The organism is Pseudomonas sp. Tof1 (assembly GCF_055390395.1).
The window spans coordinates 127,501-149,736 of the sequence record NZ_AP024344.1 but is presented as its reverse complement, the minus strand read 5'-3'; the positions used below and the strand labels follow the sequence as shown (position 1 = coordinate 149,736).

The following is a 22,236-nucleotide window of genomic DNA, read 5'->3' as shown; positions in this document are numbered from 1 at the left end:
GTCAAAAACCGCTTTCACGCACGCCCAGCGCCGCCATCCGGCGCCAGGCGATGCCCAGCAGCGACTCGCTGCGTCCCTGCAACACCGCCACGCCGCGCAGCGGATGACTGGGTGTCGGCACCTCTTCGAGCAGCTTCAGCCGCGCGCCGTACTGCGCCTGCACCGGCTCCGGCCGGCGGTTCTCGTCACGGCGCACGGCAATCGGCCCGTGGTGGTCGGACGTCAGCGCCTCCTGGTCGATGACGGACACACCGTTGGCATCGACATCCAGCAGTTCCACCGGCCAGGCCGGGCGCATCGGGTCATCGGCGACGAAACGACCGCTCGCACCGGGCGCGACCCGCCACAGGTCCTCCTCGGCCAGATAGCCGCGCAGGCGCGTGCCCTCCTCGACGATCCGCGCCAGCGGCTCGCGGGTCGAAACCCAGCGTCCGGCACGCAACTGCGGCATCAGGTCACGCACCTGGCCGGCCTGGGGTGCCCGCAACAGCAGGCGTTCACGCCGGGCCTGCAGGCCACGGTACTCGGCCACCGATTCGGCCAGCCGCTGTTCGAGAATGCCGACATCCGCCGCGGTTTCGCTGCGACCGGCCTGGCGCCGCAGCTGCAATTGCAGGATATCGATCTCGCGCCGGACGATGATCGAGCGCGATTCGATATCCGGCGACTCCAGTTCCACCAGCACTGCGCCCTGCTCGACCCGCTGGCCATCCTCCACATTGACCTGGCGGACCCGCGCCGCCACCGGCGCATGCAACGCCGTGACCCGCCCGGCCTCGAGCATCGCCGGCACTTCCACGCTGCTGCGCCAGGGAACCGCCACCAGCAACAGCAGGCCCAGCAGGCCCAGGCCGCTGAGCAGTACCCGCGGGGTGTGCGCCTGTTCGCGGCGTGCCCACCATTCGCGGGTCTCCTTGAAGATCGGCAGGAAGATGAACCAGCCCAGCTCCACCAGCATCAGGAAGATACCCAGCAACTTGAAGAACAGGTGATAGACCGCCAGGGCGATCCCGAAAAACAGCGCCGCCCGCCACAGCCAGGACATGAAGCCCCAGCCCAGCAGCCGCCGGCGCATGCTGGCCGACCAGGGCTCGGGTGCCGGCTCGCCGTAGCCGAACAGCGCCTCGCGCAAGCGCCAGCGACACAGGGCGAAGGCCCGGCCCTGGAGGTTGTCGACCTCCCAGAAATCGCTGAGCAGAAAATAGCCATCGAAGCGCATGAACGGGTTGAGGTTGACCGCCAGGGTCGTCAGCCAGGTGGCACTGGCGAGCATGAACGCCGCCGTGCGCGCCGCGCCGTCCGGCAGCAGCGACCAGGCCAGCAGGGCGATGCAGGCCAGCAGCATTTCCGCCAGCACCCCACCGGCGCCGATCAGCAGCCGTGCCTTGCGGTCGTTGACCCGCCAGGCATCGCTGACGTCGGTATAGAACAGCGGCAGCAGCACCATGAACGCCACGCCCATGCTCTGCACCCGGCAGCCGGCGCGCTTGGCCATGAAGGCATGGCCGAATTCGTGACAGAGCTTGGCGAAGAACAGCGCCACGCCAAAGGCCATCGCCCCGCCCAGGCTGAACAGGTGGGGAAAGGTCGCGAGAAAGCGCTCCCAGTCCCGCGAGACCAGGAACACCCCGAGGCCCAGGGTCAGCGGCAGCCCGTAGCGCAGCAACCGCGGGCCGAAACGCGCCAGCCATGGCCAGGCGCGGTTGAGAAAGGCATCCGGACGCCACAGCGGAATACGGAAGAACAGGTACTGGTGCAGCGCCATCTGCCACAGGCTCTGGCGCGAGGCGGCGGCCTTCCAGGCGTAGCTGGCGCGCTGTTGCGGATCGAGTGCGGCGATCAGGTCGTGGCTGCGCAGGAAGACCAGCATCTGTTCCAGTTCCGGCTCGCCCAACGGCAGACCCGGTTCGTCGTTCGCCGCCTGCAGCACCCGCGCCGGGTCACCCAGCGACCAGTGCCGCAGCAGGCGAATGGCCTGGGCGCCCAGCTTGAAATAGCGACCGCGCACCGGATCGGCCAGGGTCCAGCGTGGCGAGCCGTCGAGGGCCGCCGAGGCGGGTGTGAGTTGCAGGTCCGCGCGCAGGCTGGGCAGGTTCATTACAGGCCGACGCTCTGGCGCAGCCCGGCCAGCGGCCGGCGCAGCAGGTACAGGGCCAGCGGTGCGCGCTGGCCGAAGATTTTCGCGGTGCCGCGCAGGCCGATACGCGGTGGCGGCGAGTCGCTGAAGCTGGCGTCCAGGCGATAGGCCAACTGGCCGGCCGGCGTGGTCTGCGCCTCATAGGCCACCCGCTCGAGCCTGGCCGAATGGCGCTGCAGCGGATCGCTGTCGAGGAACAGCGCCACTTCGGCGTCCGGTTCCAGGGCGATGGCGTCACCCACCGCCAGTTCGATGCGCAGTTCGGCCTGGCTCGGGTCGGCCAGTTCCATCAGGCGCTCACCGGTCTGCACCGGCTTGCCGGTCCAACGCTCGGCATCGGCGAAGACCGCGATGCCGTCGCGCTCGGCGCGCACCTCGCTGCGCTTGAGCAGTTCGGCGGCGTAGTCACGCTCGGCGCGCTTCTGCTCGACCCGGGCCGCCAGCAGGTCGAGTTTCGCACTCGATTCGGCATCGGCGAAGGCCCGCTGGGCGTTGGCCTTCAATTCGGCCTCGGCCACCCCGAGTGCCCGCTGGGCCACATCGGCCTGGGCCTTGAGGGTGGTGCTTTCGAAACGGACCAGCAAATCGCCGGTCTTCACCGTCTGGTTGGGCTTGACCAGGAACTCGGCGACCACCCCGTCCAGCGGCGCCGCCACCACCCGCCCGGCCAGCGGCACGACCTCGGCCGGCGCCAGTACCGACTGGCGCACCGGAATCAGCAGGCTCAGCAGCGCCAGGGCCAGCAGCAGCACCTGGCGCTTGCGGGTCAGGCGCAGCCGCCATGGCCGACGCGGCTGCAGGGCCAGCCAGGCATGGCTGTAGGTGTCGCCCAGTTGTGCCAGCAACACCTGTTCGGAAGGACTCCAGGGATTGTCGCGGGCCAGCCACAGGCCGCCGAACACCTCGCCCTTGTGGTCCAGCAGCGGCAGCCAGAACACCTGCGACGCCGACAGGCTCTGCCAGTCTTCGACCACCGACGCACTGAAAGCCTCCATCGGTACCACGGTGGCGGGCTTGGCCCGTTCCAGCTTGAACAGTTGCGCCACGGCGTGTTCGACGAAGGCTACGAACGGCGCATTCGGCTCCACCGCGCTGACCCCGGTCACCGCGCGCACCTTGCCGGCGATCAGCAGCGCGGCATGGCGAAAGCCGAACAGCGCCTGGCCGTCATTGACCAGGCTGTAGGCCAACTGCTCGGTGGTGCGGGCGGCCCGGGTCAGCCGCTCCAGGTCGAGGAACTGGGCAAAGACCCGCTCCACCGCTCCCGCCACCGGTGCGTTCATTTCAGCTCCGCGAAATGCGCCGTGCCGCTCATGCCCGCCAGCAGGCCTTCGGCCTTGGGCAGGCTGGCCACCAGCAGCAGGGTCTGGCTGCCTTCGTCGATCCGCGCGCCGAGGCGCTTGATGGTGGCGGTCAGCGGCTGGCCGGTTTCATCCGGGACGAAGCTGAAGGTCTGTCCGGGCTTGAGCTTGCCCATCCAGCGCGACGGCACCAGCAGGTGGATTTCCAGGGTGCGGTTGTCGACGATCTCCAGCATCGGCGAGCCGACCGAGACACTTTCGTAGCGCTGGACCTTGCGCTGCACGATCTGGCCGTCATAGGGCGCGATCACGCTGCAACGCTTGACCTGAACCTGATAGACCTGGGCCTGGGCCTGGGTTTCGGCGACCTTGGCCTCGGCCCGGGCCACCTCGAAACGACCGACCGAATTGAGCGAGGCGAGCTGGCGGTTGTGGGCCAGTTCCTCGTTGGCACCGCGGCCGGCGGCCTGGGCCGCATTGAGCTGGGCCTGGTAGGCCGAGCAGTCGAAACGCGCCAGGGTATCGCCCTGCTTGAAGGCTTCGCCTTCGCTGAACGGCAGCTCGACGATGCGCCCGGACAACTCGCTGGCGAGCATTGCCTGGTCCCGCGCGCGCAACACGCCACGGGCCTCGCTGGCGGCGGTCGCATGGGCCGCCGGTGCGGCCGTGTCCAACAGCGGGTCGGTCTCGGCAGCCTGGGCCTGAGCCACGTACGCCACACAGGACAACCCGAAAACCACACCCCAAAAACGCTGCATAACAGTGACTCCTTGTCGGACAATCGCGAGTCTACGGTAGCCAGGGTGAGCGTCAAGCAAATTGCCAGTATGGAGCCCCGGTTCACCGATGTGCGGCAGGTCACAGCCTGCGTTGCCTGGCCCCGTACAAGCATAGGTGTACATCCCGGGCTTCGGTATGATGAGCACCCTCCCGGCCTCGGCGCCGCACGTTTACGGATTAAGGACAATTCATGCGTATCGCTCTTCTGACATCCCTGGCGCTGGGCGTCGCCTTCTCGTCCCAGGCCCAGGCGAGCTCCGATGATTTCTGCTATCCACGCTGGTCGATGATGCAGTACGGCCTGGACCGTTGCAGCAACCTGGCCTTCCTCGCCCCCGGTAACGACAGCCGGGTCAACCTGCGCCTGCTGCTGGCGGACCAGGGCAAGCTGCCGCTGGCACCCAACGAACTGAGCGAAGACGACCTCGCCGAAGGCTACGGCCCGGTGCCGTTCGCCAACACCCGGCTGCAATCGAGTGTGCCGGACGCCAGCGGCGAGGTGAGCAACGCCGAAAGCGTCGAGCTGGACGAGACCCTGGAAAAGCTCGGCATCAAGCGCGGCGACGAGGCACCGGCCGGCGACGCCTTCCTTTCCGGCGAAGGCAGCCGCTGCCGCAGCAACTCGGAGGAAAGCACCAGCGCCTTCATCGAGGCCCTGCTCGGCACTGGCGAGCTGTCCGAAACCGAACGTCAGGCCCTGGCCCGCTCGCGGGTCCAGATGCTCACCGCCTGCAACTGGGACCCGGCACAGCAGGCGGCGCTGCTGCCCACCGATGTGCAGTCCGCGCCAGGCCAGGCGTTCGTCGCCTACCTGCGGGCCGCCAGCGACTTCTACAGCGGCCGGTTCAGCGAGGCCGCCAGCGGTTTCGCCAGCCTGGCGCAGAACAGCCAGCCCTGGCTGAAGGAAACCGCGCACTACATGCAGGCGCGTACCGCCCTGAACATCGCCCAGCAGAACAGCTTCGATGCCGAGGGCATGCCGACCGACAAGGAGGCCGACCCGGCGCAGTTGAAGCAGGCCGAGGACGGCTTCAATGCCTACCTCAAGGCTTATCCACAGGGCGCCTACGCCACTTCCGCCCGCGGCCTGTTGCGCCGGGTCTACTGGCTGGCGGGTGACAGCGACAAGCAGGCGGCCGAATACCTCTGGCAGTTCAGCCTGCCCGAAGACGCCCCGCGCAACGTTTCCTCGGACAGCCTGGTGCAGGAAATCGACAGCAAGCTGGTGTTCGGCGTCGGCGAAATCAAGGACCCGCTGTTCCAGGCCGTCAACGACCTGATGGCGATGCGCACGACGGGCGACTACGAAACCAGGAAACAGCTGACACTGGAAACCCTGCAGGCCCACAAATCGATCTTCGCCGCCCAGCCGGCGCTGCATGACTACCTGCTGGCGGTGTTCCACCTGTATGTCGAGAAAAACCCGGAAGCGGCGCTCAAGAGTCTGCCCGGCGAGATCCCGTCGAAACTCGACTACTTCGCCTTCAGCCAGCAGGTGCTGCGCGGTCTGGCGCTGGAGGCCAGGCAGGACTGGCCGGCGGCCGAGAACCTCTGGCTGCAATTGCTGGCCCAGGCGAAGCAGCCGTTGCAACGTGAACAACTGGAACTGGCGCTGGCCAACCACTACGAGCGCAGCCAGCAGGTGGCCAAGGTGTTCGCCGCCGACTCGCCGATCAAGACCGCCCAGGTGCGCGCCATCCTGCTGCGCCACGTGGCCGATGCCGAACTGCTGCGCCAGCAGGTCAAGCAGGGCGCGGATGCCAGCGAACGCGACAGCGCGCTGTTCGTGCTGCTGTACAAGGACCTGCGCCTGGGTCACTACCAGGACTTCAGCGAAGACCTGAAGCAACTGCCCGCCGAACCGGCCGACACCAAGCTGGGCAGCAGCCTGGGCTACGTCTACAGCGGTGGCCAGTCGCTGAAGCTGTTCCGCTGGAATGGCGCCAAGGCCGAATCCGGCTACGTTTGCCCGACCATCGCCGAGACCGTTGCCAGCCTGCAGGCCGATGCCAAGGCACCGGCGGCGCTGAACTGCCTGGGCGAATTCATCCTGCGCAACGGCCTGGATGGCATGCCGCTGGACAGCCAGCGCAACAAGGACGAACTGGGCGGCACCCCATCGCTGTTCAAGGGCCCGCTGTACTCGCGCCTCGACGGCTACCAACTGGTCCTGGCCGATGCCAAGGCCTCGCGCACGGACAAGGCCTACGCGCTATTCCGGGCCATCAACTGCTACGCCCCGGCCGGCTACAACAGCTGCGGCGGCAAGGAGGTCGAGCCGGCGCAACGCAAGGCCTGGTTCAAGCAGTTGAAGGGCAGCTACGCCGACACCCAGTGGGGCAAGTCGCTGCAGTACTACTGGTAAGTGTCGATGGGCCGTGGGTGCTGGCTGCTGCTGGCCGCCTGGCTGAGTGCCGGCCAGGCGCTGGCGGCGGTCGATGCGCGTGAGCATGATGCGTTCTGGCTGTGGAGCGGGGTCGCGCCACAGCCGGTGCTGGCCCAGGCGCGCAGCCTGTACGTGCTGCAAGGGCAGATCAGCCGGTCACGCCAACAGGGTGTCCGTTTCATCGCCCAGGGCATCGCGATTCCGCGCCTGACCCGGGGCGAGGTCTGGGTGGTCTATCGTGCCCACACCCTGCGCTGGCCGGAATCGGTCTATCGCCAGTTGCTCGGCCAAGTGAAACGCTGGCAGCAGGCGGGCAACCCGGTGGTGGGCATCCAGATCGACTTCGATGCCCGCACCCGCTACCTCGACGAGTACGCCGACTTCCTGCGCGACCTGCGCAAGCGGCTGCCGACTGATTTGCGCCTGAGCATCACCGGGCTGATGGACTGGAGCAGCAACGCCGACCCGACGGCCATCGCCCAGTTGCGGGGAGTGGTGGATGAAGTGGTGGTACAGACCTACCAGGGCCGCCGCAGCATTCCCGACTATGCCGCATACCTGCCGCGGATGAACCGGCTGGGGTTGCCGTTCAAGGTCGGCCTGATCCAGGGTGGGGAGTGGCAGGAGCCCGGGTACCTGAAGGGCAGCGAGTGGTTTCGCGGGTATGTGGTGTTTTTGCAGAACCCTTGAGTCAGGCGGTGCCTGGGCCTATGCCTTCGCGGGCAAGCCCGGCTCCTACAGGGCCGCGTCGAACACAGAGGTTATGTACCACATGATTCTGTAGGAGCCGGGCTTGCCCGCGAAGGTGTCAGATCGAACCACACCGCTTAGCGCTGCATGCCCCAGCGCTTCACCGTCACCCGCTCCAGGCTGTCGAACACCAGGTTCTCCACCAAAAGGCCTATCAGGATCACCACCGCCAACCCGGCGAACACCTTGTCGGTGTACAGCTCGTTGCGGTTCTGGAAGATATACCAGCCCAGCCCGCCCTTGCCGCTGGTGGCACCGAACACCAGTTCCGCCGCGATCAGGGTGCGCCAGGCGAATGCCCAGCCGATCTTCAACCCGGCGAGGATCGACGGCAGCGCCGCCGGGATCAGGATGAACAGCACGAAGCGCAGGCCCCTGAGGCCATAGTTGCGCCCGGCCATGCGCAGGGTCTCCGACACGCCGAGAAATCCGGCGTAGGTATTGAGCGCCAGCGCCCAGAGCACCGAGTGCACCAGCACGAAGATCAGGCTGTTCTGCCCCAACCCGAACCACAGCAGCGCCAGCGGCAACAGGGCGATGGCCGGCAGCGGGTTGAACATCGAGGTCAGGGTGCCGAGCAGGTCGCGGCCGAAGCGGCTCGACACCGCCAGGGTGGTCAGGCCGAACGCCAGCACCACGCCCAGCACATAGCCCTTGAGCAGCACCTGCAGGGAAATCCATACCTTGCCCAGCAGCTCGCCACTGAGCAGGCCGTCGTACAGGGCACTGGCGGTCTGCAGGAAGGTTGGCAGGAGCAAGTCGTTGTCCTGGTAACGCGCCACCGCCTCCCAGAGTACCGCCAGCAGCACCAGGATCAGGCTCTTGCGCAGCCAGCCCTGTTGCCACAGCCGTTGCGCCAGCGACAGTTCGCGCTCCAGCGGCACTTCGAGCAGCGGCTCCAGGATGACTTCATATTCTTCACGCACGGGGGATGAAAGACTCATCGGCAACTCTCCAGCCGCTCAATAGGCAATGCGGATATCGGCAAAATCCAGTTCGGTTTCGGCCTGCGGGGTTTCGTCGAACAGCAGCCGATGGATGCGCCGCGCCGAGGCCTGGAAGTCCGCACCGCCCAGGCTGTGCAGGTCGTACTGATGGCTGTGGATCTGCGCCCGCACCCGCCCCGGATGGGGCGACAGCAGCAGGATACGGTTACCCACCACCAGCGCCTCTTCGATCGAGTGGGTGACGAACAACAGGGTGAAACGCACCTCTTCCCAGAGTTGCAGCAGCTCTTCCTGCATCTTGCGCCGGGTCAGGGCGTCGAGGGCGGCGAACGGTTCGTCCATCAGCAGGATTTTCGGCTGCATCGCCAGGGCGCGGGCGATCGACACCCGGGCCTTCATGCCACCGGACAGGGTGTGCGGATAGGCTTCGGCAAAGGCCGCCAGGCCGACCTTCTCCAGGTAGTGCAGGGCGCGCTCCTCGGCCTCGCGGCGCTTGAGGGTGCCGGAGGCGAGCAGCGGGAACATGACGTTCTGCTTGACCGTCTTCCACGGCGGCAACTGGTCGAACTCCTGGAACACCACGATACGGTCCGGGCCCGGCTCGGTGACCACCTGGCCCTGCAGGCGGATTTCGCCCTCACAGGGCCGGATGAACCCGGCCGCCGCCTTGAGCAGGGTCGACTTGCCGCAGCCCGAGGGCCCGAGCAGGACGAAGCGGTCCTGCTGGTCGACTTCGAAACTGACCCGGTGCGTGGCCCGCACCACCCGCTGCGGGGTGCGGTACTCCAGGCTGACCTGGTCGACCGCCAGCAACGCGGGGGTGGTAGCGGTCGGTTTGCTGGCCGTGTGGCCTTGCAAGGGGGCATTCATGACGGTCAGCTCCCCTGCAGCGGCTTGGCGTCCTGGAAGAAGTAGTCCTTCCACGACTCGGGTTTGTGTTTGATGGCGCCCACGCGATAGAGGAATTCGGCCAGCGGGTAGGTGTTCTTCGGCGTCACGGTGAATTCGAACTGCGGGTTGTCGATGATCTTGAGCAACGCCGCCCGGTCGATCTTGGCCTTGGTCACCCGCAGGTAGGTGTCCGCCGCCGCGCCCTTGTCCTTCTGGGCGAAATCGGCGGCCTCGGCCAGGGCTTCGACGAAGGCCTTATAGGTCTTGGGGTTGTCGTTGCGGAACTTCTCGGTGGCGAACAGCACGGTCGGCGAGTTCGGCCCGAACAGGTCGTAGCTGTTGAGCACCACGTGGACGTTGGGGTTCTCCAGTGCCTGCTCCTGGAACGGCGGGTTGGAGAAGTGCCCGGTCAGTTCGGTGCCGCCGGCCAGCAAGGCCGCGGTGGCGTCCGGGTGCGGGACGGCGACGGTGTACTTGTCCAGGCGGTTGAATTCCTTGTCGCCCCACAGCTTGGCCGCCGCGTACTGCAGGTAGCGCGACTGCACCGAGACGCCCACCGCCGGCAGGGCGATGCGGTCCTGTTCGGTGAAGTCGGCAATGGTCTTGACCTTGGGGTTGTTGCTCACCAGGTAATAGGGGAAGTTGCCCAGCGACGCCACGGCCTTGACGTTCTGTCGGCCGTAGGTACGGTCCCAGATGGTCAGCAGCGGGCCGACGCCAGCGCCGGCGATGTCCACCGAACCGGAGAGCAGCGCGTCGTTGATCGCCGAGCCGCCGGACAGCTGGGTCCAGTCCACCTTGATGTCAATGCCTTCGGCCTTGCCGTGCTTCTCGATCAGGTGCTGGTCGCGAACCACGTTGAGCAGCAGGTAGACGATGCCGAACTGTTCGGCGATGCGGATCTCGCCTTCGGCGTGAGCGCTGGCCGGTGCCAGCAGGCTACCGGCCAGCAGGCTGAGGCTCAGGCCGAGGGTGGTGGTGAGGCGGCCGAGTTTCGGCAGCAGCGCAAAGGGTGCAGGCATGACGATGCTCCTTCAAGCGATCAGGTCAGAATGGGGCATCGCCCTGGATGGTGGTGCGGTAGAGCTTGCGGCGCAGATGGTTCGGGCAGCCGGCAGCCAGATGAATCAGCGAGCGGTTGTCCCAGAACACCAGGTCATGGGGCTGCCAATGATGGCGGTAGATGTTTTCCGGGAGCACGCTGTGGGCGTAAAGCTCGGCGAGAATCTGCCGGCTCTCGTCGTCCGGCAGGCCGACGATGCGGGTGGTGAAACCTTCGCTGACGAACAGCGCCTTGCGGCCGGTCTCCGGGTGGGTGCGGACGATCGGGTGCACCACCTCGGCGACCTGGGCCAGTTGTTCCGGAGTCAGGGTCGGGCGCCAGTTGCCCTCGAATTTGCTCTCGCTGTAGCGCGCGGTATACGAATGTGCCGCCGAGCGGCCTTCGACCGCCTTGCGCAGCCCTTCGGGCAGGCTGTCCCAGGCCTTGTGCTGGTCGGCGAACAGGGTGTCGCCACCTTCGGCCGGCAACTCCTGGGCATGCAGCATCGAACCGAGGCTCGGCAGTTCCTTGTAGGAAAGATCCGAGTGCCAGAACTTGCCGGCATCGCCCAGACCGATGTTCTGACCGTTCTCGACGATGTTGGAGACAATCAGGATCTCCGGGTGCCCGGCCAGCAGGAATTGCTTGAGTACATGGATCTGCAACACGCCGAAACGACGACTGAAGGCGATCTGCTGCTCGGGGCTGATACGCTGGTCACGAAACACCAGCACATGGTGATCCAGGTGCGCACGGTGGATGCGGGAGAAGTCCTCTTCGTTGACCGGCTGGCGCAGGTCCAGGCCGATGATTTCGGCGCCTGTCGCGCCGACGAAAGGGCGGATCTCGAAGGATTGGGACGCCGCCACCGGCGCCGGGGAAACCGCAGAAACCAAAGACATGTATTCACTCCCACGCAGAGCACGCCCGACAGCGCGCCTCGATCAGAAACTCACGGTGGTCCCGTGTTGGTTCAGTTCGTGCGGCGCACCGATTGGTCGGTGGGTACGCAGTGGGACGACAATATAGTCATAAGAGAAATAATTTAAATATCATTTGGGAATATGCATAGGACACTGGCGGACTTCGATCCGGGGCAACGCCCGACGGTGTGCAAAATGCCTCGCCGCTGCAAAGTAAAACGTACTTACAAAATGACGGAGACCTACACTTATCAGGGAAACGATTGATAGTTCCGCAGGCTTTGCTGGAAGAAAATGGCACCTTGCAATTATCGCTGTGGAAGGACCCCGGCAGCGGTTTGACCAGCGTCCGGGTGACGGCAGGCATTGCGTCGAATTCGATTTCAGCTGCCCATCGAGCAGCAGGTGGTCTGAACGTGGCAAAAAAACCGAACCCTCTGGGCAGCATCCTCGTCAGCGGCCCGATTCCCGCCTACCTCGCCCGGGCGGTGATCGAGGAAACCTTGCGCGGCGCCATTCTCGACGGGCGATTGCCCTGCGGCACGGCCTTGCGCCAACAGGAACTGGCCACGCTGTTCGGCGTCAGTCGCATGCCGGTCCGCGAGGCGTTGCGCCAACTCGAGGCGCAGTCGCTGCTGCATGTCGTACAGTACAAGGGCGCGGTGGTGGCGCCGCTGATCGACGATACCTCGACGGAAAACTACGACCTGCGCATCCTGCTGGAGTCCCAGGCCCTGCGCCTGTCGGTGCCACTGCTCAGCGCAGAAGACCTGGAGCGCAGTGCCGCATATGTCGACGAACTGGAAGCGCAGACCGACTACACCCACGTGGGGCGGCTCAATCGCCTGTTCCACATGAGCCTCTATTGCAAGGCACCCAACCAAAAGCTGCTGGCGCTGATCGAACAGGGCCTGGTGGAGGAGGAACGCTTCCTGCGCTTCAATCTGTCGGCCATGGGCCTGGGGAAACTCTCCCAGGACGATCACCGGGAACTGCTCCAGGCGGCCCGTGCCGGCCAGGTCGATGCCTGCGTGGCGCATCTGCAACAGCACTTGCGACGAGGCATCGAAGTCATCCAGCGCTACCTTGGCAAGTCCTGATCCGCCCGCCGGCGCACGGGTGCCGGCCAGTCGCGGCATCGCCCCGAGCGCTCTCATGAGGCCTGCCCCGCGTCACCCTGGCTGACGCGGGATGACCAGGCCCGGTCGAGGCGTCGGACGTGCTGCGCCTCCTCAGGCGATAGCCGAGCCGCGCATTTGGGCACACCCTTGCCAATCGACGCGGTACGAACCCGCCACGCGATACCCGGATAGGAGACTCACCAGAAGGAGCTTTGCCACAGGCCGCAAGGCACGGAGCAAGCGTGTCCCGGCCCTGCCGACCCAAACCATCGTTCAACCGTTTGAAGAGTGGCCCGAGTGAGGCATTCACTCATTGTTTTAATTCTGCCGGTTATTGGGCGGAAAAGGCACTCTTACGCCAAATAAAACAAATTTGAATTGTTTTATAAGCACCGCTCATTCCTTATAAAGGTGGAAACTTCAATAAACTTAAAAACAACTTGATCGAAACTTGTCTTGTGTACTAGGTTTGAATAACCGGAAACACGCACCCCAGCCCTGCCCTCGCAGCGCTGTGGCGCATGGCTCAGACCGGTCATCCATGCTGCTGCCTCAGGCCTCTCGACTTTCAATTACCGATTGAGGCCTTCGTTCGCCTGTTATTCAGCCCATGGCAGCAATGTATGGAATCGGCTGTTTATCGCCATCCAACTTACCAACCACCAAGGTGGCCAATGAATATTTATGAAAAACGCCTCGAATATGAACAGGCACAATTACTTGAGCATCCTGTTTTCAGTGAAGTCGATTCACTGAAACGACTTATGCGCTTCATGGAAAGCCATGTCTTCGCGGTGTGGGACGCCGTGCTCCTGAAACTGCGGGCCGAGCCCATCGGAGTCGCCTCATGAACGCCGCCGACTACAGCGCCTTCGTCGAGGCCTGGGAAAACCGCGCCAGCATCCGTACCCGTCCGCGGCGCCTGCTGGAGGACGATGACCGGCTGATCTACCCGCTCAGCCGCCAACCCCTGGCCAACAGTGGCACCCTGCTCGCCCACTGCCCCGAGCAGCGCGACTTCGTGCTGACCCAGAGCCTCTACAAGTTCATCAACGATGTGGTGATTTTCGAGACCGAGATCGTCGACCGTACCGCACGGCGCATTGCCAAGGACCGCTTCCCGATCCGCTTCCCGCTGGCCTGCCGCTATGCCGCCATGACGGTGGTGGTGGATGAGGATTACCACGCCCTGGCGGCAATGGACTTCATGCAGCAGACCATCGCCCTGACCGACATCCAGCCGCTGGCGATGCCCGGCGAGATCGAGCTGAGCCGCGCGATACCGGCAGCCCTGGGCATGGCGCCGGAACACTTGCGCGGCGCCGTCGAGCTGATCTGCGTGGCGATGGCGGAAAACACCGTGACCAACGATGTTGCAGCCTTCGCCCAGGAGGGGTCGGTCAAGGCTTCGGTCAAGGGGCTGATGGCCGACCACCTGCTCGACGAAGGCCGTCATGCCGGGTTCTGGACCCGCCTGGTACGGCTTTACTGGCAGGGTGCGAGCGAGGCGGATCGTGAAGCGCTTGCCGAGATCCTGCCGGTGTTCATCGTCCATTACCTGACCAACGACCTGCAGAAAGCCTTCGACTTCACTGTCATCGAACACCTGCCGGTCGGCGAGCCGATCCGCCAGGCCCTCAGGAGCGAAGCCGCCAGCCTGGCCTACCCGCTCAATCGGCATCACCCGCTGGTGATCAATATCGTGCGCTTCCTGCGCAACAGTTCGCTGCTGGACTCTGCCTGCGTGCAGGAGACGCTGGGTGACTATCTGCTCCAGCCCGGGAGCGCGTCATGAGACGCCTCGACATCCTCCTGGTCGGGCACAGCCAGGTGCTGGATGACCTGAAGAGGGAGCTGGAGCAGCAGGGTCATGTGATCCGGCACCAGAGCGGTGACGCAAGCCGGCCTTGGGCTGCCGACCTGCTGATCGAGGATGGCAGCCAGCCGCTGCCGGTGGCGGGCGGCAACGCGCCACGGCTTGGCTTGCGCCTGGAGTACGGCCCGCCGGCGCCCGGCCCGCTGCCGGCGCTGGCCCTGCGCTGCTGGCAGGACGGACGGCTGATCCGGCGCCAGCCGCTAGCCCGGGACGACAGCGGCAATGGCCAGGTCCTGCGGCTGGCAGCAAGCCGTGAGCTGGTGGAACTGGGTGCGCTGCTGGTCAGCCGTTTCGCCCGCGAGCGTGGCTATTTTCTTGAAGTCCCCTCCATCACCCCACCGCCCGGTGGCGTCGAGCATCCGCTGTCGGCCCTGGAGTCACTGGCCTTCGAACACCGCCTCAACCACACGGCCCGGCCCGAACTGCTGGCCCTGGCAGCCGTACCGGTGATCCAGCGGATCGAAGACAGTCTGCGGCAGTTCGCCGAACGCCCGGCCCTGAATGTGGCCGGCGCGGTGACCCGTTACCGCCAGTTGCATGCCCACGGCCTGGCGATCCAGGAGCGCCTGCTGGCGGCCCTCGCCCGACTGGATAGCCGTGAGGAGCCCGCCGTGATCGGCCTGTGCCTGGCGAAGACACCGGCCTTCTACGCCAGCCTGCTGGCCATTCTCGGCTGTGGCGCGGTCTACCTGCCCCTGGACCCGAATCAGCCACTGCAACGCCAGCAGTTCATCCTGGCGGACGCCGGGGCCGCCCTGCTGCTGCATGATGGCCGGCACCCGATGGGTGATCGCCTGCCCTCGCTGGATGTCACCACCGTGCGTAGCGACGACGGCTCATTGGGCGCGTCCCTGGTACGCCGTGCCCTCACCGCGCAAATGCCGTGTCTGGCGCTCTATACCTCGGGCACCACCGGCCAGCCCAAGGGCATCCTGCTCAGCCAGGCCAACCTCGCCCATTTCTGCGCGTGGTATGCCGATTACGTGGAACTCGAAGCCCGGCACCGGGTGCTGCAGTTCTCGACACCGGGCTTCGATGCGTCACTGATCGATATCTTCCCCAGCCTGATCCAGGGCGCCGAACTGGTGGTCGCCAGCGAGGATCAGCGACGCGATCCCGCACAGCTCGCCCGACTGATCCGCGGGCAACGGATCAGCCATGCCTTCCTGCCGCCGATGCTGCTCGGCCTCCTGCCGCTGGAGCCGCCGCTGGGCCTGAGCCATCTGCTGACCGGCGGTGATGTCTGCGAGCCGTGGATCATCGAACGCCTCGCCGGGCAGACGAATTTCCATAACCTCTACGGCCCTGCCGAGGCGACGGTGCTGATCACCGCGCGGCAGTGGCGCACCGACACCGGCCACCGCAGCCTGGGTGGACCGATCGCCAACAGCCAGGTGTTCATTCTCGATGAATGCGGCCAGCCGGTGGTCGAGCAGACGGTCGGCGAACTGCATATCGTCGGGCCAGGTGTCAGCCTGGGGTACCTGAACGCTGCGGACCGGAGCGCCGGGAGCTTCATCGAACTGCGCCCCGGCGGCGGCCCGGCACTGCGGGCGTATCGTACCGGCGACCTGGCCAGGTGGACCGCCGAGGGGATCGAGTTCTGCGGGCGTCGGGACCACCAGGTGAAGATCCGCGGCTTTCGGGTCGAGCCCCAGGAAATCGAGCGCTGCCTGCGCGACAGCCGCTTGTACCGCCAGGTGGCGGTGGTCATCGACAGCCGTCGGCAGGTCCTCGCCTACCTGGCCCAGCCGACCAGTGCCGACCGCCACCGCGAAGCCCTCAGGCAGTATGTCGAGCGCTGCCTGCCGGACTACATGCACCCGGCCGCCTATGTCGAGCTGACAGCGTTGCCGATGGCCGCCAATGGCAAGGTCGACCGCCGGGCGCTGCTGGCCTTGCCGGTCCGGCTGGGTGGCAGTCCAGGCCTGCGGCAGCCGGCCAATGCCGACGAGGCCTGGTTGCAGGCGCTTTGGGCCAGGCTGCTGGGATTGCCGGCCGAGGGGATCGCCACCGATGAAAGTTTCTTCAACCTGGGCGGGCATTCGATCCTGCTGTCGAAGATGCTGCTAGGCATTCGCGCCCGTTACGGGCATGGCATCTCCATCAACCGCTTCATCGAGGAGCCGACCCTGTGTCGGCTGGCGGTGCTGGTCAGGGGCGAGTCGGCCGCTGGGGCATTGAGCCCGCGGATACGGGTCGATGCCGAACGCGGGCTGGACTGGCAGGCGTTGCCGGCGCAGCGTGCCGGTGACCGCGGCAAGGTGCTGCTGACCGGTGCCAACAGCTTCGTCGGCGTGCACCTCGTCGAGGCCCTGCTGGCGGCGGGCGTCAGCGAGATCGCCTGCCTGGTCCGCGACAGCGCCAGCGAGCCGGCCGCCGCGCGTTTTGCCCGGGCCCTGCGCGACAACCGTCTGGAGCACCTGAACCTGGAGCGTGTGCGGGTCTACCCTGCGGATATCCGCCAGCCGCACCTGGGGCTGGCCGACGATGTGTACGAACGCATCGACCGCGAGTTCGGGGTACTGATCCACAACGCCGCCCACGTCAATCACGTGCTCGACTACGAGGCGCTGGCACCCGACAACGTCGCTCCGCTGTTCGAGTGCCTGCGCCTGTGCGAGGGGCGCAGCAAGAAGATCTTCAACTTCATCTCCAGCCTGTCCGCCTGCAGCCGGGTCAGCGACCAGGGCCGGGTGCTGGAACAACCGCCGGCCGAGACGCCGCCGATCTACATCCGCAATGGCTACAACCTGTCCAAGTGGGTCGGCGAACGGATTGCCCAGCGGGCTCGCGAGCAAGGCGCGTGGGTCAATCTCTTCCGTCCCGGCAATATCGCCTTCAACAGTCGCAACGGCGTCTGCCAGCCGCACCGCAATCGCCTGCTGCTGATGCTCAAGGGGTCACTGCAACTGGGCCAGGTGCCGGCCCTGGCGCTCAATTTCGACCTGATGCCGGTGGACTTCCTCGCCCGCTTCATTGCCGCCCACAGCCGACGCCTGCCGGACAGCACCGGGGTCTTCAACCTGCACAACCCGCAACCGCTGAGCTGGAACGACTACGTCGCGGCGTTCCGCGAGGCCGGGTACGCGTTCCGGCTGGTCAGCGTCGCCGACTGGCAGCGGCAACTGCAGCGGGTCGAGCGCGATAACGCGCTGTTCGAGGTGCTGGGTTTCTACCTCAACGGTTTCGAAGAAGACATCGGCGACATCTCGACGATCGAGCACAGCCAGGCCGAGGCCGGCGTGCGGCGCATGGGGGCGACCTATCCGGTCAAGAGTGCGGCGCTGCTGCGCAAGGGCTGCGACTACCTCAGGCAGATCCGATTCATCTGATTCACCACAACCACCTGGAGCACATCATGATGCACTCCCTGCAACCCGATACCCTGATCCGCAACCCTCGAGGCGAGGCCGTGACGTCCACGGTCGAGCTCCCCACCAACGCCGCCAGCGCCTGGGCCATGGTCGGCGACTTTGCCGGCTTCGCCGTGTTCGTCACGGCGCTTTCGCATATCGAGATGATTGGCGAAGGCGTGGGCGCGCTGCGCAAGAAGTCGTTCAAGGACGGCCATGTGGTGGTCGAGCAGCTCAACAGCCGTGACGAACAGGCGATGCGCATGACCTGGACCACGCTCTACAACACGCTTGGGGTTGGCCAACTGTGGGCGATGATGAGCGTCGAACCGTTGGCGCAGGAGCGCTGCCGGGCGACCTGGACCATCATCGCCGAACCGGCGGCGGCCAGCGCCCAGGGGACGCCGGGGTTTCGGCGTTTCATCCAGGAGTTCGCCGATGAGGCGATGGGAAATGTGCGGGCGTTGTTGAGCTGAGGACGCTGGTGTTCCTGTTCGCGGGCAAGCCCGCGAACAGCTTTTTACTGACGCCGCCCCTACCCTTTCGCAGGAGCGGACTGTCGGCCGGAATCAGATCTTGAAGCTGTCCACCAACTGCTTCAGGCGACCCGCCTGCTGTGCCAGCGCATCGCAGTCCTTCAACGTCTCGTTGAGGTTGGCCACGCCCTGCTGGTTGAGCAGGTTGATCTGGGTGATGTCGAGGTTGAGAGCCTCGACCACCGCCGTCTGCTCTTCGGTCGCGGCCGCCACCGACTGGTTCATGCCATCGATCTCGCCGATCCGCTGGGTCACGCTGACCAGTCGCGCACCGGCCTGGTTGGCGACTTCGACACTCTCCTCGCTGGAGGCCTGGCTGGCATTCATGGTGGTCACCGCCTCGCGGGAGCCGACCTGCAACGAGGTGATCATCTTGTGGATCTCCTCCGCCGATTCCTGGGTACGGTGCGCCAGGTTGCGCACTTCGTCGGCGACCACGGCAAAACCCCGTCCGGCCTCACCGGCACGGGCTGCTTCAATGGCGGCGTTGAGGGCCAGCAGGTTGGTCTGCTGGGAAATGCCCTTGATCACGTCGAGGATGTGCCCGATGTTGTCGGTGCTGGCGTTCAGGGTCTCGATCTGGGTGCAGGACAGACTGATCTTCTGCGACAGCTCGGTCATCGACTGGATGGTGCGTTCCACCACTTGGCGGCCATCGTCGGCCTGCTCGCTCGCACCGCTGGCGTGCTGCGAGGCATCGGCGGCATTGCGGGCGATTTCCTGCGTGGCCGCACCCAACTGGTTGATGGCGGCGGCGACACTGTTGGTCCGCGCGCTTTGTTCATCGGAGCCGATGATCGAGGCGTTCGAGGAGTTCATCACCCGCTGGGACAGGTCGTGTACGTGGCGCGTGGCCGAGGACACTTCGGCGATCGAGGCATGAATCCGCTCGACGAACTGGTTGAAGGAGCCGGCCAATTCGCCGAACTCGTCCTTGTGAACGATGTGCAGGCGACGGGTCAGATCACCCTCACCCTGGGCGATATCCTGCATGGCCCGGCCCATGGTGGTCAGCGGACGCATCAGCACCTGGATGAGCAGGCTCAGCAATACCGCGATGGCGGCCACCGCGATGAACATCGCGATCAGTGCCGAAGTGCGGAACTTGCTCAGTGGCGCGTAGGCCTTGTCCTTGTCGATGGACAGGCCGATGTACCAGTCAGCCGACGGCAGGCCCACCACCGGGGTGAACGACAGGATGCGTTCCTGGCCGTTCAGGGTGACCTCCTGGATGCCCTTGGCGATACGAAGGGCCGAACCCGGGTAGATGTCCTTGAGGTTCTTCATCACCTGGTCCTTGTCGGGGCTGACGATCACCTGACCGTCACCGCTGACCAGGAAGGCGTGGCCGATCCCGCCGAAGTCCACCGAGTTGATGATCTTCACCAGGGTTTCCAGGCTCAGGTCGCCGCCGACCACACCCAGCAGTTGCCCGCTGCCTTTGACCGGCATGGCGATGGTCACCACCAGCCCGCCGACCGAGGCCATGTAGGGCGGGGTGAGCATGGTCTTGTCGGCCGCTACGGCGGCCTTGTACCAGGGACGCTGACGTGGATCGTAGCCGTCCGGCATCTTCGCGTCGGGACGCTGGGTGAAGGTGCCGTCGGTCTGGCCGACGTAGGTGAACTGGAAGTTCGAGGTGAAGGCCGGTTGGTCCACCAGGCCTGGGTAATCGGCCTTGCTGCCCTGGTGCGCGATGTTCTGCGCGAGGTTTTCCAGCACCAGGATCCGCCCGCTCAGCCAGTTCTGCACACTGCTGGCGGTAAGGTCGCCCGCTTGCTCGACCGATGATTCGAGGTTCTGCCCGATGGTGCTGCGTTGCAGGTAATCGTTGTAGAGGGTGAACAGCGCAAAGGCCAGAACCACGACACCGGAAGCGGCCAGCAGGATTTTATGGCTGAATTTAAGATTCATTTCACGGAACTTCTCATGCCGAAGATTGGGGGTGCGTACACGATGCGACAGTCCCTTCAGTAGCGCAGATGACCGTCCATGGGTGCTCTACTTTGGTGCACGCACGGCTCTTCCTCTTGTCGGCATCATCGGCAGAAAACTTAATGGCCTTATCGCAAATGTCGCGGTTCGCCGACGAGAGGGCAGATAGCCCGTGCTGATTCGTGCTCCCAGGTCAGGGGAAAATACGGGGGTGAGACGGACGGTGTCCAGAGAGAGTAGCCGGAAAAAACAAAACCCCTACCTGCCTGCGCAGATAGGGGTTTCGGAATTCAATCTTGACGATGACCTACTCTCACATGGGGAAACCCCACACTACCATCGGCGATGCATCGTTTCACTTCTGAGTTCGGGATGGGATCAGGTGGTTCCAATGCTCTATGGTCGTCAAGAAATTCTGTGGCCGGTTCGTCGCTCGTGCAACGCCCCAGCAAAATGAGGAACTTCTACAAAAAGACAAAACCCCTACCTGCCTGCGCAGATAGGGGTTTTGGAATTTAATCTTGACGATGACCTACTCTCACATGGGGAAACCCCACACTACCATCGGCGATGCATCGTTTCACTTCTGAGTTCGGGATGGGATCAGGTGGTTCCAATGCTCTATGGTCGTCAAGAAATTCGGTAGCCGGCTCGTTGCCTGGGCAACGCTCCAGCGAATCGGGTACGTGACAGTCTTTGGTGTTTTGTGCGTGGCAAACTTTCGGTTCACTTCGTCTTCATACACCGCAATCTGCTCATTCGACGCAAATTGCTTGGGTGTTATATGGTCAAGCCTCACGGGCAATTAGTATGGGTTAGCTCAACGCCTCACAGCGCTTACACACCCCACCTATCAACGTCGTAGTCTTCGACGGCCCTTCAGGGAACTCAAGGTTCCAGTGAGATCTCATCTTGAGGCAAGTTTCCCGCTTAGATGCTTTCAGCGGTTATCTTTTCCGAACATAGCTACCCGGCAATGCCACTGGCGTGACAACCGGAACACCAGAGGTTCGTCCACTCCGGTCCTCTCGTACTAGGAGCAGCCCCTCTCAAATCTCAAACGTCCACGGCAGATAGGGACCGAACTGTCTCACGACGTTCTAAACCCAGCTCGCGTACCACTTTAAATGGCGAACAGCCATACCCTTGGGACCGGCTTCAGCCCCAGGATGTGATGAGCCGACATCGAGGTGCCAAACACCGCCGTCGATATGAACTCTTGGGCGGTATCAGCCTGTTATCCCCGGAGTACCTTTTATCCGTTGAGCGATGGCCCTTCCATACAGAACCACCGGATCACTAAGACCTACTTTCGTACCTGCTCGACGTGTCTGTCTCGCAGTCAAGCGCGCTTTTGCCTTTATACTCTGCGACCGATTTCCGACCGGTCTGAGCGCACCTTCGTACTCCTCCGTTACTCTTTAGGAGGAGACCGCCCCAGTCAAACTACCCACCATACACTGTCCTCGATCCGGATAACGGACCTGAGTTAGAACCTCAAAGTTGCCAGGGTGGTATTTCAAGAATGGCTCCACGCAAACTGGCGTTCACGCTTCAAAGCCTCCCACCTATCCTACACAAGCAAATTCAAAGTCCAGTGCAAAGCTATAGTAAAGGTTCACGGGGTCTTTCCGTCTAGCCGCGGATACACTGCATCTTCACAGCGATTTCAATTTCACTGAGTCTCGGGTGGAGACAGCGCCGCCATCGTTACGCCATTCGTGCAGGTCGGAACTTACCCGACAAGGAATTTCGCTACCTTAGGACCGTTATAGTTACGGCCGCCGTTTACCGGGGCTTCGATCAAGAGCTTCGCTTTCGCTAACCCCATCAATTAACCTTCCGGCACCGGGCAGGCGTCACACCCTATACGTCCACTTTCGTGTTTGCAGAGTGCTGTGTTTTTAATAAACAGTCGCAGCGGCCTGGTATCTTCGACCGGCATGGGCTTACGGAGCAAGTCCTTCACCCTCACCGGCGCACCTTCTCCCGAAGTTACGGTGCCATTTTGCCTAGTTCCTTCACCCGAGTTCTCTCAAGCGCCTTGGTATTCTCTACCTAACCACCTGTGTCGGTTTGGGGTACGGTTCCTGGTTATCTGAAGCTTAGAAGCTTTTCTTGGAAGCATGGCATCAACCACTTCGCGTCCTAAAGGACACTCGTCATCAGCTCTCGGCCTTAAGATCCCGGATTTACCTAAGATCTCAGCCTACCACCTTAAACTTGGACAACCAACGCCAAGCTGGCCTAGCCTT

15 protein-coding genes and 3 rRNA genes (1 of these 18 only partly in view) are annotated in these 22,236 nt (G+C 64.3%); 7 read left to right on the top strand and 11 right to left on the bottom strand.

The genetic code is table 11. The features are described 5' to 3' along the window. Window position 1: 1 nt before the first annotated feature. Genes ACZ5KU_RS00695 through ACZ5KU_RS00685 form a run of 3 tightly spaced genes read right to left on the bottom strand, consistent with a single transcriptional unit; the run spans window position 2 to window position 4,196 of the window. Window positions 2–2,098, bottom strand: a complete 2,097-nt coding sequence (locus ACZ5KU_RS00695; RefSeq protein WP_416771236.1) for a site-2 protease family protein — start codon at window positions 2,096–2,098, stop codon at window positions 2–4. Then, window positions 2,098–3,420 (bottom strand): efflux RND transporter periplasmic adaptor subunit, encoded by a 1,323-nt coding sequence (locus tag ACZ5KU_RS00690; protein WP_054061958.1) that lies wholly within the window; start codon window positions 3,418–3,420, stop codon window positions 2,098–2,100. Before ACZ5KU_RS00690 ends, ACZ5KU_RS00695 begins: the two co-directional genes overlap by 1 nt. Beyond that, a complete protein-coding gene (locus ACZ5KU_RS00685; protein WP_054061285.1) occupies window positions 3,417–4,196 on the bottom strand; it encodes an efflux RND transporter periplasmic adaptor subunit in 780 nt (259 codons plus the stop codon). Before ACZ5KU_RS00685 ends, ACZ5KU_RS00690 begins: the two co-directional genes overlap by 4 nt. 212 nt (window positions 4,197–4,408) lie before the next feature. Between ACZ5KU_RS00685 and ACZ5KU_RS00680 the strand changes: the two genes are divergently transcribed. Further along, window positions 4,409–6,583, top strand: a complete 2,175-nt coding sequence (locus ACZ5KU_RS00680) for a PA5441 family protein (protein WP_054061957.1) — start codon at window positions 4,409–4,411, stop codon at window positions 6,581–6,583. 6 nt (window positions 6,584–6,589) lie between these two features. Next, window positions 6,590–7,294: a DUF3142 domain-containing protein gene (locus tag ACZ5KU_RS00675; protein ID WP_464736717.1), complete on the top strand. Its 705-nt coding sequence runs from the start codon at window positions 6,590–6,592 to the stop codon at window positions 7,292–7,294. 137 nt (window positions 7,295–7,431) lie between these two features. Here the strand turns inward: ACZ5KU_RS00675 and ACZ5KU_RS00670 are convergent, their stop codons facing one another. The 4 genes from ACZ5KU_RS00670 to ACZ5KU_RS00655 are packed head-to-tail and all read right to left on the bottom strand — an operon-like array spanning window position 7,432 to window position 11,136. Beyond that, window positions 7,432–8,298, bottom strand: a complete 867-nt coding sequence (locus ACZ5KU_RS00670) for an ABC transporter permease (RefSeq protein WP_054061288.1) — start codon at window positions 8,296–8,298, stop codon at window positions 7,432–7,434. An 18-nt stretch (window positions 8,299–8,316) separates the two neighbouring features. Next, on the bottom strand, window positions 8,317–9,171 hold the full coding sequence (locus ACZ5KU_RS00665; RefSeq protein WP_054061289.1) for an ABC transporter ATP-binding protein: 855 nt from the start codon (window positions 9,169–9,171) through the stop codon (window positions 8,317–8,319). Window positions 9,172–9,176: 5 nt separating this feature from the next. Next, window positions 9,177–10,214 carry an ABC transporter substrate-binding protein gene (locus tag ACZ5KU_RS00660; protein ID WP_054061290.1) on the bottom strand — a complete coding sequence of 346 codons (1,038 nt, stop codon included), beginning with the start codon at window positions 10,212–10,214 and terminating at the stop codon, window positions 9,177–9,179. Window positions 10,215–10,239: 25 nt separating this feature from the next. After that, window positions 10,240–11,136, bottom strand: coding sequence for a TauD/TfdA dioxygenase family protein (locus ACZ5KU_RS00655; protein WP_464736716.1), 897 nt, complete (start codon window positions 11,134–11,136; stop codon window positions 10,240–10,242). Window positions 11,137–11,573: 437 nt separating this feature from the next. Between ACZ5KU_RS00655 and ACZ5KU_RS00650 the strand changes: the two genes are divergently transcribed. From ACZ5KU_RS00650 to ACZ5KU_RS00630, 5 genes are all read left to right on the top strand, one after another. Then, window positions 11,574–12,257 carry a GntR family transcriptional regulator gene (locus ACZ5KU_RS00650; RefSeq protein ID WP_054061292.1) on the top strand — a complete coding sequence of 228 codons (684 nt, stop codon included), beginning with the start codon at window positions 11,574–11,576 and terminating at the stop codon, window positions 12,255–12,257. A 695-nt stretch (window positions 12,258–12,952) separates the two neighbouring features. Then, entirely contained in the window at window positions 12,953–13,129 is a 177-nt protein-coding gene (locus ACZ5KU_RS00645; RefSeq protein ID WP_239688152.1) for a DUF3050 domain-containing protein, read from the top strand. Further along, on the top strand, window positions 13,126–14,073 hold the full coding sequence (locus ACZ5KU_RS00640; RefSeq protein WP_464736715.1) for a diiron oxygenase: 948 nt from the start codon (window positions 13,126–13,128) through the stop codon (window positions 14,071–14,073). The genes ACZ5KU_RS00645 and ACZ5KU_RS00640 overlap by 4 nt, the downstream gene beginning before the upstream one ends. Then, window positions 14,070–17,489, top strand: a complete 3,420-nt coding sequence (locus ACZ5KU_RS00635; RefSeq protein WP_464736714.1) for an amino acid adenylation domain-containing protein — start codon at window positions 14,070–14,072, stop codon at window positions 17,487–17,489. Before ACZ5KU_RS00640 ends, ACZ5KU_RS00635 begins: the two co-directional genes overlap by 4 nt. A gap of 29 nt (window positions 17,490–17,518) precedes the next feature. Further along, the gene (locus ACZ5KU_RS00630) at window positions 17,519–17,986 is read left to right on the top strand and encodes an SRPBCC family protein (RefSeq protein ID WP_054057380.1); all 468 of its coding nucleotides are present in this window, start codon (window positions 17,519–17,521) and stop codon (window positions 17,984–17,986) included. 93 nt (window positions 17,987–18,079) lie between these two features. On the opposite strand, the gene ACZ5KU_RS00625 is transcribed toward ACZ5KU_RS00630, so the two are convergent. The 4 genes from ACZ5KU_RS00625 to ACZ5KU_RS00610 all read right to left on the bottom strand — a co-directional run. After that, window positions 18,080–19,960 (bottom strand): methyl-accepting chemotaxis protein, encoded by a 1,881-nt coding sequence (locus ACZ5KU_RS00625; RefSeq protein ID WP_464736713.1) that lies wholly within the window; start codon window positions 19,958–19,960, stop codon window positions 18,080–18,082. Between the two features lie 315 nt (window positions 19,961–20,275). Further along, window positions 20,276–20,391, bottom strand: a 5S ribosomal RNA gene (rrf, locus tag ACZ5KU_RS00620). A 109-nt stretch (window positions 20,392–20,500) separates the two neighbouring features. After that, window positions 20,501–20,616, bottom strand: a 5S ribosomal RNA gene (rrf, locus tag ACZ5KU_RS00615). Between the two features lie 149 nt (window positions 20,617–20,765). Beyond that, window positions 20,766–22,236: ribosomal RNA gene (locus ACZ5KU_RS00610) — 23S ribosomal RNA — on the bottom strand (it continues 1,420 nt past the right edge of the window).

Excerpts from the sequence above, each read along its gene's own strand:
- ACZ5KU_RS00695 (WP_416771236.1), bottom strand. The coding sequence starts at position 2,098 with ATGAACCTGCCCAGCCTGCGCGCGGACCTGCAACTCACACCCGCCTCG.
- ACZ5KU_RS00690 (WP_054061958.1), bottom strand. The coding sequence starts at position 3,420 with ATGAACGCACCGGTGGCGGGAGCGGTGGAGCGGGTCTTTGCCCAGTTC.
- ACZ5KU_RS00685 (WP_054061285.1), bottom strand. The coding sequence starts at position 4,196 with ATGCAGCGTTTTTGGGGTGTGGTTTTCGGGTTGTCCTGTGTGGCGTAC.
- ACZ5KU_RS00680 (WP_054061957.1), top strand. The coding sequence starts at position 4,409 with ATGCGTATCGCTCTTCTGACATCCCTGGCGCTGGGCGTCGCCTTCTCG.
- ACZ5KU_RS00675 (WP_464736717.1), top strand. The coding sequence starts at position 6,590 with ATGGGCCGTGGGTGCTGGCTGCTGCTGGCCGCCTGGCTGAGTGCCGGC.
- ACZ5KU_RS00670 (WP_054061288.1), bottom strand. The coding sequence starts at position 8,298 with ATGAGTCTTTCATCCCCCGTGCGTGAAGAATATGAAGTCATCCTGGAG.
- ACZ5KU_RS00665 (WP_054061289.1), bottom strand. The coding sequence starts at position 9,171 with ATGAATGCCCCCTTGCAAGGCCACACGGCCAGCAAACCGACCGCTACC.
- ACZ5KU_RS00660 (WP_054061290.1), bottom strand. The coding sequence starts at position 10,214 with ATGCCTGCACCCTTTGCGCTGCTGCCGAAACTCGGCCGCCTCACCACC.
- ACZ5KU_RS00655 (WP_464736716.1), bottom strand. The coding sequence starts at position 11,136 with ATGTCTTTGGTTTCTGCGGTTTCCCCGGCGCCGGTGGCGGCGTCCCAA.
- ACZ5KU_RS00645 (WP_239688152.1), top strand. The coding sequence starts at position 12,953 with ATGAATATTTATGAAAAACGCCTCGAATATGAACAGGCACAATTACTT.
- ACZ5KU_RS00640 (WP_464736715.1), top strand. The coding sequence starts at position 13,126 with ATGAACGCCGCCGACTACAGCGCCTTCGTCGAGGCCTGGGAAAACCGC.
- ACZ5KU_RS00635 (WP_464736714.1), top strand. The coding sequence starts at position 14,070 with ATGAGACGCCTCGACATCCTCCTGGTCGGGCACAGCCAGGTGCTGGAT.
- ACZ5KU_RS00630 (WP_054057380.1), top strand. The coding sequence starts at position 17,519 with ATGCACTCCCTGCAACCCGATACCCTGATCCGCAACCCTCGAGGCGAG.
- ACZ5KU_RS00625 (WP_464736713.1), bottom strand. The coding sequence starts at position 19,960 with ATGAATCTTAAATTCAGCCATAAAATCCTGCTGGCCGCTTCCGGTGTC.